The sequence below is a fragment of the Psychromonas ingrahamii 37 genome (genome assembly GCF_000015285.1).
GTDB classification, from domain to species: Bacteria; Pseudomonadota; Gammaproteobacteria; order Enterobacterales; family Psychromonadaceae; genus Psychromonas; species Psychromonas ingrahamii.
Map to the genome: position 1 here is coordinate 395,410 of NC_008709.1, position 17,759 is coordinate 413,168.

The 17,759-nt window shown below is 40.2% G+C and carries 12 protein-coding genes and 1 tRNA gene; 4 read left to right on the plus strand and 9 right to left on the minus strand.

Annotated elements, in window-relative coordinates; all coding sequences use genetic code 11:
- Positions 1 to 35: 35 nt before the first annotated feature.
- On the plus strand, positions 36 to 416 hold the full coding sequence (locus tag PING_RS01625; protein ID WP_011768726.1) for a PaaI family thioesterase: 381 nt from the start codon (positions 36 to 38) through the stop codon (positions 414 to 416).
- Between the two features lie 128 nt (positions 417 to 544).
- On the opposite strand, the gene PING_RS01630 is transcribed toward PING_RS01625, so the two are convergent.
- Complete coding sequence (locus tag PING_RS01630; RefSeq protein WP_011768727.1) at positions 545 to 2,101, minus strand: DUF3612 domain-containing protein; 1,557 nt, start codon at positions 2,099 to 2,101, stop codon at positions 545 to 547.
- 194 nt (positions 2,102 to 2,295) lie between these two features.
- On the opposite strand from PING_RS01630, the gene PING_RS01635 reads away from it, so the two are divergent.
- From PING_RS01635 to PING_RS01645, 3 genes are all read left to right on the plus strand, one after another.
- A complete protein-coding gene (locus PING_RS01635; RefSeq protein ID WP_011768728.1) occupies positions 2,296 to 4,464 on the plus strand; it encodes a malate synthase G in 2,169 nt (722 codons plus the stop codon).
- Between the two features lie 67 nt (positions 4,465 to 4,531).
- Positions 4,532 to 6,127 (plus strand): isocitrate lyase, encoded by a 1,596-nt coding sequence (locus tag PING_RS01640; protein ID WP_011768729.1) that lies wholly within the window; start codon positions 4,532 to 4,534, stop codon positions 6,125 to 6,127.
- Between the two features lie 464 nt (positions 6,128 to 6,591).
- Positions 6,592 to 8,517 (plus strand): amylosucrase, encoded by a 1,926-nt coding sequence (locus tag PING_RS01645; protein WP_041765783.1) that lies wholly within the window; start codon positions 6,592 to 6,594, stop codon positions 8,515 to 8,517.
- Positions 8,518 to 8,638: 121 nt separating this feature from the next.
- Here PING_RS01645 and PING_RS01650 read toward each other — a convergent pair whose 3' ends face one another.
- The 8 genes from PING_RS01650 to dnaG form a co-directional block, all read right to left on the minus strand.
- Positions 8,639 to 9,724 (minus strand): HD domain-containing phosphohydrolase, encoded by a 1,086-nt coding sequence (locus PING_RS01650; protein ID WP_011768731.1) that lies wholly within the window; start codon positions 9,722 to 9,724, stop codon positions 8,639 to 8,641.
- A 208-nt stretch (positions 9,725 to 9,932) separates the two neighbouring features.
- Entirely contained in the window at positions 9,933 to 11,087 is a 1,155-nt protein-coding gene (locus PING_RS01655) for a PQQ-dependent sugar dehydrogenase (protein WP_041765786.1), read from the minus strand.
- 342 nt (positions 11,088 to 11,429) lie between these two features.
- On the minus strand, positions 11,430 to 11,849 hold the full coding sequence (locus PING_RS01660; protein ID WP_011768733.1) for a hypothetical protein: 420 nt from the start codon (positions 11,847 to 11,849) through the stop codon (positions 11,430 to 11,432).
- Between the two features lie 36 nt (positions 11,850 to 11,885).
- The gene (locus PING_RS20360) at positions 11,886 to 12,158 is read right to left on the minus strand and encodes a hypothetical protein (protein WP_157035285.1); all 273 of its coding nucleotides are present in this window, start codon (positions 12,156 to 12,158) and stop codon (positions 11,886 to 11,888) included.
- Positions 12,159 to 12,363: 205 nt separating this feature from the next.
- A complete protein-coding gene (locus PING_RS01665) occupies positions 12,364 to 12,576 on the minus strand; it encodes a DUF2061 domain-containing protein (RefSeq protein WP_011768734.1) in 213 nt (70 codons plus the stop codon).
- Positions 12,577 to 13,734: 1,158 nt separating this feature from the next.
- Positions 13,735 to 13,811: transfer RNA gene (locus PING_RS01670), tRNA-Ile, on the minus strand.
- 226 nt (positions 13,812 to 14,037) lie between these two features.
- Positions 14,038 to 15,891, minus strand: coding sequence for an RNA polymerase sigma factor RpoD (gene rpoD, locus PING_RS01675; RefSeq protein WP_011768735.1), 1,854 nt, complete (start codon positions 15,889 to 15,891; stop codon positions 14,038 to 14,040).
- 111 nt (positions 15,892 to 16,002) lie between these two features.
- Positions 16,003 to 17,754, minus strand: coding sequence for a DNA primase (dnaG, locus tag PING_RS01680; protein WP_011768736.1), 1,752 nt, complete (start codon positions 17,752 to 17,754; stop codon positions 16,003 to 16,005).
- Positions 17,755 to 17,759: the final 5 nt, after the last annotated feature.

Here is a 17,759-nt window from a genome sequence, read left to right on the forward strand (position 1 = left end):
TATAATCATTTCAATTTAAAACTAGGGAGCAAGACATGAAGGATATTGTTGTACCATTTCTTGAGCACACTGGGGCTTCATTAAAAAACTTTTCCAAAGGGAAGGCGGAAGTTGAATTACATGTACAGCCTTATCATCTCCAACATATAGGCTTTGTACACGGTGGTGTTATCTCCACACTGATGGATAACACCGGCTGGTATGCTGCCGTCTCTAACCTTGAAAACGGATTTACAGCCGTTACTATGGAGATAAAGATAAACTACCTAAAACCTGCTTTAGGAAAGTACCTGGTAGCCTCAGCTAGCGTGAAACGGCAAGGTCGTACGACCTCTTTTGTGACTATTGAACTTCATGACCAAGGAGAACTTATCGCCTATGCAACAGGAACTTACGCGCTTATAAAGGAGGATTAAACCTTTACAAATTAAGTTCACTGTTCACTTGTCATTAGAGGCTCTTTACAAGGAGCCCTTTTTTTAAATTATCCGAGAGATAATAGGTTTTCAGATGAAAGGGTATAAAAAACCTCATAATTAAGGCCTTACTGAATCTGCTTAGTTTTAAAAATAGACTCAATCGTCTTGTCCATATAACAACTTGGCTGTCGCGGACAGACGGCTCCCCGAGAACAAATTAACCTTGCCTCGCCTGCAATTCCGCGCTCAATCCAATTAATATTTAAAATCCGCGCCACACTGATTAACACTTTCTTGATATGCGCAGGGATTGTCGCCGAACCGCCGTTAGCAATACAAATTTGTTTTAATTCTCGAACCAGCGCCAGCGCATCATGACCTTGTGCGTCAATCGCTGGATTTAAATCAATGCCGGCACACAAAACATGGTTCACATCTGCCGAATCCTGCACTTTAATCGATTCACAGCAGTAGATTTTGGGCGCGCCATTTTCATTGAGTATCGATATTTGTGCAGCAGTCCCCTTTGCGTTCATGCCGAGCATGCGAAATACAGACCAGTGCTGGCAGGGATCTTTTACGACGCGCATATTCCCCCAGGGTAATGGGATACCGTTACCCCGGTAAACTGCCTTTAGCTGACCCGGGCTGTAAGCATCAAAATAATGCCAGTTCGGATAGGCTGAAACAGCGGTCATACGACGCATAACAACAGATTCTGATACGTCTATTTGTTTGCATACATTGACTTCATAGCCATGACGATCCAGCAACTGCCGAAAAGCCACCTTAGGGCAGAGCAGGGCTGCGGCAAAAAAACTGCATTCAAAATCGTGCCATGCATGCAATATATCCTGGGCATCCAGACTAGTGGAATAGGACTGGTTTTGCACCGAATTCTGCACGTCATACTGGGTTTTATCTCCCGCGACCATAATGCTTTTTTCACCATCACTATTGTGTAAAACACGGTGACCAATATGTACGGCAAGCTCATATTTTAGGCGGGGAGTATTTTTTTTCAGAATAGAGTTCAGGTAAACAGTGCTGGGGGGCTGAAAATAGGAAGTCACCATGTGCTTCGACTTTTCATTTGCAGGGCTTTGGCGATCACCGGGTAATTTGCTGAACCAGCGTATTTTCAGGCCTTTCTGCTCTGCAATCTCCATTAAGTCTTCAACATATAACGGCATGCGTTTTTTACCCACTTCTTCTGCCGCACGCTCTAAATCAGGAAAATGATTCTGGTGATGTTCCTGATGAGCGCGAATCAGTAAGTGTGCAAACTGCCTGCCGCTGGTGCCTGTTTGCGAGAGCATTTCCGGAATGGCTATCTGCAGAATTTCATTTGAAAAAAGAAAACTTGGCTCAAGCGCCATCCCGTTTATACCGCCACGACTCCCTTTTTCGGGGGTGATTTCAGCCTGCTCCGATGCGTCATCTAAAAACCAGTGCATATTTTTTTGAAAAACCTGTGCAATGACTTCTAGCATGTCTTCACCAGGCACACGTTTCCCTCTTTCTATCATAGAAAGGTAGGACACTGAAGGTGCGCATTCCGGCTCTAATTTCACACAACGGGCAGATAAATCATCGAGTGTTAAATTATTTCTTTTCCGTAAGTTACGGATTTTAGTACCCAGAAAATGCGATTGTCTGATTAAAGTTTTTGAATTTTTCATTTTGTAAAATTTACACTGTGTAATTTCCTTTGTGAAATTATAAGGAATTTAAGTGTAGACTTCTAGCTCTAGAATAAAAAACAGACATAAGTTGTTCGAAATATAATCCAGATCACTTTTCTAAATTAATTGTCAATTTCAGTAAGTGATATGGCGTAGGATTAAGCGGTCAAATCAATAGAAGGAATGCAGCCATGAATTTACCACAACAAAAACAGAGTGAAATTGAGTCAGGTTTTTACAATTTCATCAATCAAGAAGTACTGCCACATACAAATTTGAATGCTGATGATTTCTGGTTTGACTTAATGAAATTGGTCAACGATTTTTCACCACTTAATTCGCAGTTATTAGCCACGCGTAAAACAATGCAGAAGCAGATTGATGATTGGCATCGGTCGCATCAGAACTTTGATCAACAGGACTACCTGAAATTTTTAGAAGAAATCGGTTATTTAGTTGAGCAGGGCGAGTCCTTTAATATCGAAACAGAGAATGTGGACAGTGAAATATCCACATTAGCAGGACCGCAACTGGTTGTACCGGTACAAAATGCACGCTTTGCATTAAATGCTGCCAATGCCAGATGGGGCAGTTTATACGATGCCTATTACGGCACTGATCTTATCCAGAAAACCGGCGCGTTAAAACCCGGTTCTGACTTTAATGTAGCCCGCGGCCAACGTGTGATTACCTTAGCTAAAGACTTTCTTGATGAGGTGTTCCCGCTGGATAGCGGCTCGCACCATGATGTTTTAAGCTATTTAGTTTATTACCAGCATCTTCTGGCTTTTTTCCCGGATGGCAGTAAAACCGGCTTAAAAACCCCCGCTCAGTTTATTGCATTGGATGGTTCGAAAAGCGATCCGAGTTATCTTCTGCTGAAAAACAATGGCTTACATATTGGCATTGTGATTGATCGCCACGGTAAAATTGGCTGTTCAGATCTTTCCGGCATTGATGATATTCAAGTTGAATCTGCTTTGACGACTATCATAGATTTTGAAGACTCGATTTCTGCTGTGGATGCTGAGGATAAAGTTGAAGCCTACAAAAACTGGCTGGGTTTAATCAAAGGTGATTTAAGCGCAAATTTCAGCAAAGACGGCGAGCAGATGACACGGCAGCTTAATCAGGACAAAGCCTTCATCGACAAAGACGGTGAGAAATATGTTGTTCACGGACGAGCCTTGCTACTAGTGCGTAATGTTGGTCACTTAATGGGCAGCGATTTAATCCAGGACAGTGAGGGCAACAATGCTCCCGAAGGTATTATTGATGCTGCGATTACCGCGTTAATCGGCAGTATCGATTTACAGGAAAAAACGAATAATAATATCCGCAATAGTCGTAGCGGCAGCATCTATATTGTTAAACCTAAAATGCATGGGCCGGACGAAGTCGCTTTCACCTGTGACTTGTTCAGCCGCGTGGAAGAGATGCTTAAACTGCAGCCTAATACCATTAAACTGGGCATTATGGATGAAGAACGCCGTACATCGGCAAATCTCAAAGAGTGTATTCGGGTAGCAAAATCACGGGTGGTCTTTATTAATACCGGTTTCTTAGACAGAACCGGTGATGAAATCCATACCAGTAAAGAAGCGGGTGCTGTTTATCCTAAAGCGCTGATCAAAACCCTGCCCTGGTTTGATGCTTACGAAAATAACAATGTAGATGTTGGACTCGCCTGTGGATTCTCTGGAAAAGCGCAGATTGGTAAAGGCATGTGGGCAATGCCCGATGAAATGAAAAAAATGATGAAGGAAAAAATTCAACATCCTTTATCGGGTGCCAATACCGCTTGGGTACCGTCGCCTACCGCCGCGATATTACATGCTTTACATTATCACCAGGTGGATGTTTTTAAAGAACAGCTGAAAATAGCGAAGCGCCCGGCTGCCAAGCAGACGGATTTGTTAACTCTTCCTATTATGCCGAGTGATTATCCCTTGTCGTTGGAAGAGATTGAAAAAGAGTTAGAAAACAATATTCAGGGCATTTTAGGTTACGTGGTGCGTTGGGTTGAAATGGGGATAGGCTGTTCAAAAGTACCTGATATTAACAATGTCGGATTAATGGAGGATCGCGCTACCTTGCGTATTTCAAGTCAGCATATTGCCAACTGGTTAAAACATAATATATGCAGCACTGAACAAGTAAATCGTATTATGCGCAATATGGCAGAAATTGTAGATAAACAAAATGCAGGGGTATCTGGTTATCAGAACATGTCTCCTAATTATGAAACAAATTACGCATTTCAGGCCGCAGAAGCGTTGATTTTTGAAGGTGAAGATCAACCCAATGGATATACAGAGCCGTTATTACATGAGTACAGAATGTTCGCAAAAATTTCCTAGAAATAATAGGTTTTAGGAATATTAATCTAACCACTAATTGATTCAACTACTGAGAGAGACGTTTATCATGAACTATAATACTGAAAAAACTAATGCTAGCAATGTTATTGCACAACAGGGTGATGCTTGGAAGGCGATTAATCCTGAGTATGTTGCCCGTTTGCGCTCACAAAACCGCTTTAAAACAGGTATTGATATTGCTAAATATACAGCGAAGATAATGCGCGAAGATATGGATTCATATGATATCGACAGTAAAAATTATACTCAGTCTCTAGGTTGCTGGCATGGATTTGTCGGTCAGCAAAAAATGATCTCTATTAAAAAGCATTTTACGACGACTAAAGGTACTTATTTATACCTTTCCGGTTGGATGGTTGCGGCAATGCGCTCTGAATTTGGCCCGCTTCCTGATCAGTCAATGCATGAAAAGACCAGTGTTCCGTTGTTAATAGAAGAGCTTTATACTTTCTTAAAACAAGCTGATGCCCGTGAACTTGGTCATGTCTTTCAAGAGTTAGATGCAGCCAATGATAAAGGTGATCAAGTAGCAGCGCAGGCGGCTCTAAAGAAAATCAATGAATTTGAAACACATGTTGTGCCGATTATCGCCGATATTGATGCGGGTTTTGGTAATGAAGAAGCAACTTACCTACTAGCTAAAAAAATGATTGAAGCCGGTGCTTGTTGTATTCAGATTGAAAACCAGGTATCCGATGCTAAACAGTGTGGTCACCAGGATGGCAAAGTAACTGTCCCGCATGAAGACTTCCTCGCTAAGATTAATGCAGTACGTTATGCATTTATGGAGTTGGGTGTTGACGATGGCGTTATTGTTGCGCGAACTGATTCTTTAGGTGCTGGTTTAACTCAAAAAATTCCAGTATCCCAAGAGCCAGGCGATCTTGCTGATCAGTATAATAACTATATTGACGGCGAAGTAATCAACTCTTTAGATCAGTTGAAATCGGGAGATCTCGTACTGAGTCGTGGTGGAGAATTGATTATACCAAACCGTTTAGCCAATGGCCTGGTACGTTTTAAACCTGATACTGGCGAAGACAGAGTAGTACTTGATTGTATTACTTCTCTACAAAATGGTGCTGATTTATTGTGGATTGAAACGGAACAACCTAACGTTGGGCAAATTGCTGGTATGGTTAACCGTATCCGCGAAGCGGTTCCAAATGCCAAGCTTGTTTATAATAACAGTCCATCATTTAACTGGACATTAAGCTTTAGACAGCAGATTTTTGATACTTGGAATAAAGATGGTATTGATGTTTCAGCTTATAACCGTGCAGATTTGATGAGCCCAATCTATGATGAGACTAAATTAGCTCTTGAAGCTGACCAACAAATTCAGAACTTCCAGAAAGATGCGGCAAGAGAAGCAGGTATTTTCCATCACTTGATAACTTTACCGACTTACCATACTGCAGCTTTGTCGACTGATAATCTTGCTAAAGATTACTTTGGTGAAATGGGTATGCTGGCTTATGTTAAAAATGTACAGAGAGAAGAAATTCGTCAGGGTCTTGCATGTGTAAAACATCAGGATATGTCCGGCTCTAATATGGGCGATGATCACAAAGAATATTTCTCTGGAGAGCAGGCGCTGAAAGCTTCTGGTGAAAATAATACGATGAGTCAATTTTCATAACGGATAACTAATCGGCGGTATCAAAATTGCCTGATTATAATCGAATAAAGCATACTGGGTTGTTAACGGTATGCTTTTTTTGGGTTTTTATTTTTGTCCAATTTATCCTGTTTCTTTAGCTTATATTTCGCTAATTTTCCCCTTATGTAAATAATCTCTTTTTATCTCTTACCGCAAAATATAACCTGATATCTTAGCTTATATTACACTGCTGAGGTGGTTCACTTTGGGTTGCAGGGTTTTTATGATGTGCGAGAAAACCAGTCATCTTGTTGGCTTTTTTTGTATTGTAGGGAATGACAATGTTGTCCAGATCACAATCATGGGTCAACAACATGGCTAAAGGCAGCGTTATTATCGATTCATATTTTAAATTGTTGGGTTTTACATTATGTTGAATAACTTTAATGGGCTATCGGAGCCAGTTGCGGTGAATTTTAATTATCAACATGAGCAGAATAAATATGGATTTAACCTTTGAAAGCCAGCGTACTTTAAAGCGCATTCTAGAACTTATTGATTTATCTAAACTGACAAAAGATGATTTAGACATTTTTTTAGCACGATTAGACAAAAATTTCCCTGCGTTATTTGCCAAGCTATATCACTTATACGGTGATAAATATGATTTCTTTTATCATCTTCAACAACTGGTGGCCCATCTGGCAGCAGGGATTATCGCACGCTCGGGGAAACTTAAGAAACAAGATACACTGCGTCTTAATAAGCCTGATTGGTACCGTGATCACAAAATGCTCGGCATGGCCGCTTACGTAGATCTGTTTGCCGGTGATTTAAAGAAATTAAAAGCGAAAATTCCCTACCTTAAATCTTTAGGTATTAATTATTTACACTTGATGCCGTTATATAAATCCCCTAAAGGCGACAGCGATGGCGGTTATGCTGTTTCAGACTATCGTGAGGTTGATCCTAAACTTGGCACAGAAAAAGATCTGCTCGCCCTTTCCGATGCATTATCAGCTGAGGGGATAAGTTTAGTATTGGATTTTGTGTTTAATCATACTTCCGATGAACACCCATGGGCAGAGGCCGCCAAGGTCGGCGCTGAAGAATTTACTGATTTTTATTACTTTTTTGAAAAGAAACAAGAGATTGATGACTATAACCAAACCTGCCGGGAAATATTCCCGACCGTGCGTCGCGGCAGTTTTACCTATTTAGAAGCACAAAAAAAATGGGTATGGACCACTTTTAATAGTTTTCAATGGGATCTTAACTACTCAAATCCTGCAGTTTTTAATGCGATTACCGATGAAATGTTGTTTCTGGCAAACCTTGGTTGTGAAGGACTCCGTTTGGATGCATTGGCTTTTATCTGGAAAGAAAAATGGACACAATGTGAGAATTTACCTAAAGCACATACGCTTATTCAAGCTTTTAATTTATGTTTACAAATTGTTGCACCTGCTGTTGTTTTTAAATCTGAAGCCATTGTTCATCCCGATGAAGTGGCAAAGTATATTGGTAAAGATGAGTGTCAGTTATCCTATAACCCGTTAATGATGGCCTTAATGTGGGAAAGTCTGGCAACCCGGGAAACTAAGTTATTGACCGCGTCATTGAAAAAAAGCTTTGCTATCTCGCCACAATGCAGCTGGGTTAATTATATTCGTTGTCATGACGATATTGGCTGGACCTTTGATGATTCTCTTGCGCAGCAATTGGGCATTAATGGCTTTGACCACCGCCGTTTTCTTAATAATTTTTATACCGGGCGTTTTGAAGGATCTTTTGCACAGGGTGTGCCATTTCAAGAAAACCCCGCCACTGGAGATTGCCGAGTCTGTGGATCACTGGCTTCATTAACTGGATTGGAAAAAGGGCTTGAACAAAATAATCAGCGCGATATTGATTTTGCATTAAAGAGGATCAGCCTGCTTAATAGTATTAATATGAGCATCGGTGGTATTCCTCTTATTTATCAAGGGGATGAATTGGGTATGTTGAATGATTACAGTTACCTTGACGATCACAGCAAAAAAGAGGATTCGCGTTGGGTTAATCGCCCGGTAATTACCGAAGAGGATACTAAATTAGCAGAAAAAGCGGGCTCAGCACAATTTTTCGTTAAGCAATCTTTGCAGGCGATGATAAATATTCGCCAGCAGCATCAAGTATTCGGCATCGCGGAAACTAAGATTCTTGAAACTTATAATCCTCATCTGTTTGCTTATTGCCGAATTCATGAAAGTGGCCAGAAAATGTTGGCTATCTGTAATTTCAGTGAAGAAAGCCAATCAGTTAACTCTTCCATTACCGACATTTTGGCTTCTAATAAGATGGTGGATTTACTCACTGCGACTAAGGTTAAGAAAACCGCAGTGCTTGAGCTAGGCGCTTATCAGGTACTTTGGTTAGTGGCAGAATAGGCTTTGTTAGCGAGCCCTGTTATTGGTTATTTACCAGCAACAGGGCATATTGTCTAGATTATGGAAAATGACTGATGGCTTTATATTTTCTAATGGTCCCGGTGGTTTTGCCAAGCGCCGGCTAATTGGGATGCTTTTCACGTATTTCCAGAAACATTGGCAAGTTTTCTAACAGCAAATCCACCAGTGACGGGTCAAAGTGTATACCGCGTTGCTCTTTAAGTAATGCCAGTATCTCTTCTAATGGCCATGCTTTTTTATACACCCTTGCACTGCCTAATGCGTCAAACACATCCGCTACAGCCGTAATGCGCCCGTAAATATGGATGTCTTCGCCGCTCAGTTGCTGCGGGTAACCCGAACCATTCCATTTTTCATGGTGATGATAGGCGATTAATGAAGCGGCTTTAAGGACAGGTCGTGTGGAGTGATTAAGTAAGTTAAAACCTATCTCGGCATGTGTTTTCATTATCTCAAATTCATCTTTATCTAATTTCCCCGGTTTATTCAGGATGGCATCCGGGATCCCAATTTTACCAATATCATGCATTGGTGAAGCGAATTTAATAAGATCTGCTTCTGTTTTGTCGATGCCGGCAAGGGAGGCTAACAATTGTGAATATTTAGCCACGCGGCGCACATGATCGCCTGTTTCTTTAGATCGCGTTTCGCCAATTTCTCCCATTGCGTAAACAATCTCTTTTTGGGTGTCGAGTATCTCTTGATTAAGGGTCATAATTTCAGAGATATCATTTCCATAGACAACAACACCATTGAGTTCAGTCGATCCGCGCGTGATCAACGAATAAACTTTTTTATCCGGAAGGGTAAGGGTGTTGTGATTAATCTGCTCTTTTTGAATAACTTGGTCAATGCTTGTATTAATTAAATCTTGATATCTATGCACATCGGGAAAAAACTTTTTAGCAGGGTCGTTTGCAAAAGCGAGCTGATTATCGGCCTTGAATATAAAAACAGGCTGCGGGTTATATTTAGGCAAATAGTTAATAAAAAAATGCTTTTTAGCGGCTTCTGTTTGTCTGCCTAAAAGGTGGCTGATCGGGCACTTTGAGGTTAACCCCGAATGGATTAACATGATTCCTAATGGCAGCAATATAAACCATAAAACATGCGACCCGGCCGCGATCGATAAAACGCCTAATAATACGCGCAGATTACTTTCTTTTTTACTTATATTAATTAACATCAGAGCCTCAGATAATTTTTCTGGTAGTTTAATGTAAATGATTTTAAAGCAGATATATACCTAAGATCACTTGAATATGCAGGAATCAGCAAAGTGATAAAGAATGACATTGCAGGTAAAAGGCTGATCATCTGGTCATTTTAAAGCCAAGTATTTTAAGTACTCTTATATAAATTTCTCGGGATTTTTTCCCTTAGCTAATAATCGCTCATTCATATGCACTGAGCCGCAGAAGACGACCCCCTTTTTGATCCTCAAGAACCCATATTGCTCCGTTTGGTCCTTGCTCAACCTCTCGTATCCGTTTTTCCATTGTGAAACGTTCGACTTCCTCGGCTTGAAAGCCTTCAATTTTAATACGCAGCAGTGATTTTGACTTGAGCCCACCGATAAAAGCATTACCCTGCCATTTCGGGAACATAACACCGGAATATATAATCAGACCTGATGGTGCAACCGTTGGTACCCAATATACTTCAGGTGGATTGAACTCAGGACGCGAATCATGATCGGGAATGGGAATACCAGAATATTGATCACCCCAGGACACAATGGGCCAACCATAATTATCACCACCAATGGTCAGGTTGAATTCGTCACCGTGCCTCGGGCCCATTTCGTGTGTCCACAGTTGGCCCTTTTTATCAAAGGCCATACCGAGTAAATTGCGATGCCCGAGAGACCAGAAGGTTTTTGCAAGTTCTCCTTTATCCTGAAATGGATTGTCTGATGGGACTGAACCGTCCGCGTTTAGTCTGATGACCTTGCCCAGATTTTGCATCCAGCTCTGTGCTGGTGCCTGTTTTTGCCGTTCGCCGGAAGTAATAAACAGCTTTCCATTGGGGCTAAATGCCAATCGGTGTGAATAATGTCCGCTGCCTGATACTTTAGGTATTTGCCGCCAGATGACTTCAAGGTTTTCCAGTTGAGGCTTTGCCGATGCATGAATAAGTTTAGCTCGGGCAACGACGGCTCCGGTGTTTCCTGACCTGTCTTTTTCGGCATAGGACAAGTATATCCAGTGGTTTTCTTTGTACTGAGGATGGAGAATGATATCACCTAAACCACCCTGACCACCATAGGCTACCTTGGGTACGCCCTTAACAACTATCTTAGAACTGTCATTCGGGTCAACCAGAAGCAAAGTACCTTTTTTTTCAGTTATCAGGAGCTCACCGCTGGGTAGAAATGTCATAGCCCAGGGTTCATTGAATGTTGCAAAACTTTCGGCCAGAAGTATTGAGCCTGCATTACCTTCAATCTTTTGAGCAGCAGGCTCGGCAAAGGCATTACAGGAAAGAAGAGACAATAAGAGAAGAAAGTCGCTTGTTAAAAGTAACTTGGATTTAAATAGTAAGTGCATAATAATATCCATTTTATACTGTTAGGTGACACGCATTCGATTTGAGAAATATATGCATTTAAAGCCCTCTGCACCGGCTTGAGTATAAGAAGAATAAAAGCGCAGTCAAGATTGATTTAAACCGGTTTTTTAATATTATTGGGCTCTAATCTTATTGCGTTCTGATCTCAGCGAAACCTTATCGAGATTTACTGTTTTTCTTTGTAAAAATCTGTGTGCTGCCCATTCCTATTCTTTGTGATCCGTCAAAAAAATTGGGCTGTCCTTAATTATCACCCAACTTATAGACAGTATGCGACACCTAATTTATTGATTTTAATGTTCTATTTCTTTAGATTATGACTAAAATTCAATGTGCCGAAGTGTGACTAATGAAATTACATCACTACCCGTATTTGCTACACCTTCAATTATCGACTCTATTGCTAGGGCAACTCCCCCAGGAATATTAATCAGAGTATTCATGGGGTTTAAAATAGTACCTACAAAGATACCTACAATTCCATATATAATACCGAATAAAACCTCAATAAAATCAATGCCGACACCAATCCCAGCATCTAAATACTGAGTTTCTTGGTTTTTCCCGTCTCTGTCTATTTGATACCCTATGTAGCTCATTTCTTTGGTAACAAAGTTAGCAACACTTGCCACCATATAAGATAGGTGAGATACCCCGTCCCAAGTAAAAAGAGTTAAATCGCCTTTCCCATGGTGGTCATAGATAATAAAGTGGTATCCATTAGCATAGGTACCCATCATATAAGCGCGCTCTAAATTATCATCTCTCCAATTGGCTCAAGGTCGCTCTTTCCCCCAGGGTTGATCAATGGAGCGATCAAGGTAATCGTGTTGTGTTGTATTAATCCAAATAGTGTTATTACCATCTGCACCACTCGATTGTTGCTGTATTATGTGCTGGGATTCACATGCTGTTCTATTAGATGTTATCGCTTCAACGGGGTGCCGAATTGAGCAGTATCCCTTGCCAACTTGTTTGGTAAAAGCACTTGAGGTGTTCGATATGCATACGGAGATGACGAAAAAAATAAAATGTAATTTAGATATCATTTAAGGACTTATTATTAGAATATTTATAAGCCATTGACTATAAGATTTTTACCGGGGTGAATAAATAACAAAACAAAGAAATGAACAATGTAAAAAAAATCAAACGCAGTTAATTATCGAAACTACAAAAGTTGGACAGCCAATCTTTTTTCCTAATCAATTTCTTTCCTAACAACTAAGAGTGTCGCTTCCTATCCGTAAATTATTAACAGACAGAATGGACACTGGTCATTTTCTTTTCCACCTTTCTTGCCTCAATTTTTTTCCATACTTTTTCATGAAAGTAGAAAACAACGGTATTCACCGCAGGCTCAACTAAGGCAACCGTCCCGCCAATCACTATGCTACCGGTTAATAAGTAAGTAACTGTAAAAGCTACTGTGAAATGTAATACTGCAAAACTCATTGTCTTTTTCATACTAAAGCCTCTTAGTTATTATTAAAAACACAACTTAAATGATAACTGTTATCATTTAAGTTGTCAATGACAGCAAAATAAGTTTTTCCTTTTTACAACAGTATACCAATACAAATATCCTATTATAGAAAGAAAATGATTCAAATATATTTTACGGTATTACGGCGAAGCAGTAAAAGTTACGCTGGTCTGTTTTGTTGCTGGATATATTTAGTGAGTGATAAAGATTGACAACCAATCGCCAGAAAAAAAATTTAGAGGGGCGCATTAAATAATGACGATGTTGAAGGAATGACAGCATCAGCATCTATTAGCAATGCGTTAATTTAAAGGGGTGATAGTTAACAATGACTTTTAATGGAGTATTTTCTGCCATTTATTTTTACCCGATATCCTGCGTTTATTCGTATGTTTGGTAAACAATACAAGTTCAGCAAGTGAGCCAACTGCACCATGATAATTTTCACCAAAACAGTAAGCTAATGCTAATCAAGCTTCACATTCTAAACCAAATGTACTGAGTAGAGGGGCTTGCTCGCTAATCATACCGCGGTTATCATTTCTGATAACCCGACCAGTCCAATCAAAAAGTGCTAAATAACCGATACAAAAATTTGGCGGTCCTCAATTATCGTCTTTAATCAAGAGGCCATAGAACGAGCACAGGCGGTTATTGCTGAACAAGTAACACTTGGGAGACATTAAGTCGTCTAAAGCTATTCAATGAGCAAGACGGCATCTCATAATGCTGGAACAATTGCAGAACTTTAAGATGTTAAGAATGAATCCGAAATAAACAGCATTATTCAGAAAGACAAAGATGATGAACTATTTAATATTTAGCAGTATAAATCCTGAGATTTCCTTTCCTAAGGTTTATACGAAAAAGAAAGTAACAACCTGGCCTAAAACTACCCTAGTGATTAACTTTTTTCCAAGCCTATTAAAAAGCATTTAGGAATATAACCCAAGAGAATTAGTATTCTCAAATATTATAGCTTCCACCTATGGTGTAAATTGAGTACTAAGGGTAAGAAAAATATTCTGAGGAAATGTTTGATAAGGTTTTTAATTGCTAGCTACACCCACAACTATACTTTTTTCGTCAGGGATAAAAAAAGGCGTAGTAGGTATTAACCTGCTACGCCTTTCTATGTATGGTGGCCCCTCCCCGACTCGAACGGGGGACCTGACGATTATGAGTCGTATGCTCTAACCAACTGAGCTAAGGGGCCAAATTTTTTACTCTAACCACTATACCAAGTTAAGGCTAAGGGTCTAAATTTGTGGTGCGAGTATATAAGGTAAATTTTTGTCTGTCTAGCATATGTCATGCGTTTGCTTATTTATTCTACGCTCTTGTTAAGATCACTTGATAATATTCGTTATTTGTCACCTTTTAGATAAAAAAATCCTGCCAAAGCAGGATTGTGTGATTTTAATCTTAATTATTCATCCAGGTTATTCATCCAGGAAACTACGCAGTTGTTCACTGCGGCTTGGGTGACGAAGTTTGCGCAATGCTTTCGCTTCAATTTGACGGATACGCTCACGTGTCACATCAAACTGCTTCCCAACTTCTTCAAGAGTATGATCGGTATTCATGTCAATACCAAAACGCATACGCAATACTTTCGCTTCACGTGCTGTTAAGCCTTCCAATACATCGTTAGTTGCATTTTTAAGGCTTTCACTTGTCGCACAGTTAGCTGGCAGCGCAATCGTTGTATCTTCAATAAAATCGCCTAAATGAGAGTCTTCATCATCACCAATAGGTGTTTCCATTGAGATTGGCTCTTTCGCAATTTTTAATACCTTACGGACTTTATCTTCCGGCATCATCATACGTTCAGCCAGCTCTTCCGGCTGTGGTTCACGGCCCATTTCCTGTAACATTTGGCGAGAGACACGGTTAAGTTTATTAATGGTCTCAATCATATGTACCGGAATACGGATAGTACGCGCCTGATCTGCAATCGAGCGGGTAATAGCCTGACGGATCCACCAAGTTGCATAGGTTGAAAATTTGTAACCCCGGCGGTATTCAAATTTATCTACCGCTTTCATTAATCCGATATTACCTTCCTGAATTAAATCGAGGAACTGTAAGCCACGGTTAGTATATTTTTTGGCGATAGAGATAACCAGACGTAAGTTTGCTTCTACCATCTCTTTTTTTGCTCGACGTGCTTTGGCTTCACCAATGCTCATGTTGCGAGAGATACCTTTCATATTCGTAATGGTTAATACACTTTGTACTTCCACTGCTAACATTTTTCTTAAACAGCGTCTTAAGTCTTCTTCAAATTCACTGATCCGGGTTGCATAATCAGTGCCATTTGAAAGAATAACTTCTAACCACGCAGGATTTGTTTCGTTGCCTTTAAACAGCTTAATAAACTCTTTTTTAGGCATTTTACATTGTTCAACACAAATCTTTAATGCTAAACGTTCCTGTACACGAACAGCGTTCATTGCAAAGCGAATTGCTTTTACCATACGGTCAAATTGTTTAGGGATTAATTTGAACTGTTGGAAAAACTCTGCCTGCTCATTAATGGCTGCGCGTGTCTCTGCATGAGCACGGCCATTTTTAGTGATGGAATCTTCAACAACTTGATTTAATTTACGAAGTTCGGCAAATTTTTCAGCCGCTTCTTCAGGATCGGGGCCTTTAGGTCCTTCTTCTTCATCATCTTCATCGGAATCATCTTTATCCGCTTTATCTTCATCTTCTAATTGCTTTTTACTTAACTCAGATCCGATATGCGTAGCGCTGACCGCCTGTGTCATGTCATCATTGGGATCCACAAAGCCACTGATTAAATCAGTTAATTTCATTTCTTCAGCTTCGTAGCTGTCCCAGTTATCTAATAGTCCTGAGATTGTTGCAGGATATTCAGAAACAGCAGTTTGTACCTCTTTGATACCTTCTTCGATACGTTTAGCGATAACAATTTCGCCTTCGCGTGTTAGTAGTTCAACCGTCCCCATTTCGCGCATATACATACGCACCGGATCCGTTGTCCTACCAATCTCAGATTCAACCGTTGCTAACACCTGAGCAGCAGCTTCTACCGCGTCCTCATCAGGAGTTTCGCTATCATCAGCACCGATCAACATATCATCAGCATCCGGAGCCGTTTCTACCACACGGATACCCATGTCACCGATCATTTGAATAATATCTTCAATCTGCTCAGATTCAACGATATCTTGCGGCAGGTGGTCATTAACTTCTGCGTAGGTCAAAAACCCTTTTTCTTTACCTTTGATAATAAGCTCTTTGAGCTGTGATTGAGGTGTTTGAGCCATAGATACCGTCCAAAAATTGATTGCAAATCAAAAATCAATTGCAAATAGGGGTTATATAAAAAAAGTACAAGCGATCTAGTATACGCTAATTTTCTGAAGTTTTCTAGTTCATTAGTGCTGTTTTTGTTCAGCAAGCAGTAATGCAAGTTGCTGTGTTTCTGCACTTGTTAGCGCTTGGCCTAAACGAGATTTTTGTTTTAAAAACTCTATTTTACTTGTAAGATGAAAATTAAGAAAATTTTCTAACGTGTCTAGGAAAAAAGCTTCATAATAATCTTCTTTTATATCGTTTTGCCACACGGCTAATTTATTCAGTTGACTACTTTCTGGCTTTTCTCGCCAATGTTCCAGTAATTGCCCTGTTGTTATAGTGGGGGTAGTACGGCAAATTTCAAGTAACGAATTTAATAAACTTAAGCCAGGTAAGGTCATTTCCTTAAATTCAGGAAATTCAGGCAAACCATAGGCAATGTTGGGATGCTGTAAAAGCACCGAAATAGCTAAACGCATGGGGGTTACTTTTTGTCTTTTATCTATTCTACTGTTTGATGCTGCTGCGGGTAATAATTTATTGAGTCCCTCTTTTTCAATCCCCAATAACGCAATAAGCCTTCCCTCCATCATTTGCCTGAATACCGTGTCGGGCAGTTTACTCATTAATGGGATTGCTAATTGCGCCAGTTTAGCTTTGCTGTCAGCAGTGCTCATATCAACTTGATTTAATAAATGCTGAAAAAGAAAATCAGATAAAGGTAATGCCTGTTCAATCAGTTTTTCAAAGGCTTCTTTACCCTCTTTTTGTACGTAACTATCAGGATCTTCACCATCAGCAAGAAACATAAAACGTAAAGTTCGGCCATCTTGTATATAGGGGAGCGCATTTTCTAATGCTCGCCACGCAGCGGCTTTACCCGCTTTATCACCATCAAAACAACAAATCACTTCGCTGGTGTGGCGGAAGAGCTGTTGGATATGCTCTGGCGTCGTACTGGTACCCAGGGATGCCACCGCATAATCAATACCAAATTGACCAAGTGCCACAACATCCATATAACCTTCAACCACTAATACGCGTTTAATTTCTTTATAGGCTTGCTTAACCTGGTATAAACCGTAGAGCTCTTTGCCCTTGTGAAAGAGAGGTGTTTCGGGAGAATTCAGGTACTTAGGCTCATTATCACCTAAAACACGACCTCCAAAACCAATAACTCGGCCACGCCTATCGTGGATAGGGAACATCAGTCGATCGCGGAAACGGTCATAACTGCCACTTTTTTCTTTGCTTATTAACATGCCTGCTTCAATCAACTGTTTTTCTAAATCGGCAGACACTGCGAATCGTTTGCGCACTTCATTCCAACCATCGGGTGCATAACCTATCTTAAAATGCTTAACTGTCTGCCCCGATAATCCGCGACCCTTAAGGTAATTAATAACCTGTTGACTGTTTTTGTGCGTGCGCAGTTGCTGCTGATAAAAAACAGCAATATCAGCCATTAACTGATACAGATCTTTGCGGTCTACATAGCTGCTTTGGTGTGCTTTTCCAAAGCCGCTTTCTTCGCGAGGGACTTCTATCGATAACTGCTCTGCCAGAGTTTCGATGGCATCAACAAATTCAATGCCGTCATATTCCATAATAAAAGAGAGTACATTTCCGCTCACACCACAGTTAAAGCAATGATAGAACTGTTTGTCTGAACTGACTGAAAATGATGAGTTATTATTACCATTATGGAAAGGACAACAAGCGCGGTAATCTTTACCCTGTTTTTTTAGTTTTACACGGCTATCAATAAAATCAACAATATCAGTACGAGCAATAAGATCGTCAATAAAATTTCTTGGAATACGTCCTGCCATGTCTT

Bases quoted from the DNA above. Each gene is read 5' to 3' on its own strand.
- rpoD (WP_011768735.1), bottom strand. From the start codon at position 15,891: ATGGCTCAAACACCTCAATCACAGCTCAAAGAGCTTATTATCAAAGGT.
- PING_RS01625 (WP_011768726.1), top strand. From the start codon at position 36: ATGAAGGATATTGTTGTACCATTTCTTGAGCACACTGGGGCTTCATTA.
- PING_RS01665 (WP_011768734.1), bottom strand. From the start codon at position 12,576: ATGAAAAAGACAATGAGTTTTGCAGTATTACATTTCACAGTAGCTTTT.
- PING_RS01630 (WP_011768727.1), bottom strand. From the start codon at position 2,101: ATGAAAAATTCAAAAACTTTAATCAGACAATCGCATTTTCTGGGTACT.
- PING_RS01645 (WP_041765783.1), top strand. From the start codon at position 6,592: ATGGATTTAACCTTTGAAAGCCAGCGTACTTTAAAGCGCATTCTAGAA.
- PING_RS01650 (WP_011768731.1), bottom strand. From the start codon at position 9,724: ATGTTAATTAATATAAGTAAAAAAGAAAGTAATCTGCGCGTATTATTA.
- PING_RS01635 (WP_011768728.1), top strand. From the start codon at position 2,296: ATGAATTTACCACAACAAAAACAGAGTGAAATTGAGTCAGGTTTTTAC.
- PING_RS01660 (WP_011768733.1), bottom strand. From the start codon at position 11,849: ATGATGGGTACCTATGCTAATGGATACCACTTTATTATCTATGACCAC.
- PING_RS01655 (WP_041765786.1), bottom strand. From the start codon at position 11,087: ATGCACTTACTATTTAAATCCAAGTTACTTTTAACAAGCGACTTTCTT.
- PING_RS20360 (WP_157035285.1), bottom strand. From the start codon at position 12,158: ATGATATCTAAATTACATTTTATTTTTTTCGTCATCTCCGTATGCATA.
- PING_RS01640 (WP_011768729.1), top strand. From the start codon at position 4,532: ATGAACTATAATACTGAAAAAACTAATGCTAGCAATGTTATTGCACAA.
- dnaG (WP_011768736.1), bottom strand. From the start codon at position 17,754: ATGGCAGGACGTATTCCAAGAAATTTTATTGACGATCTTATTGCTCGT.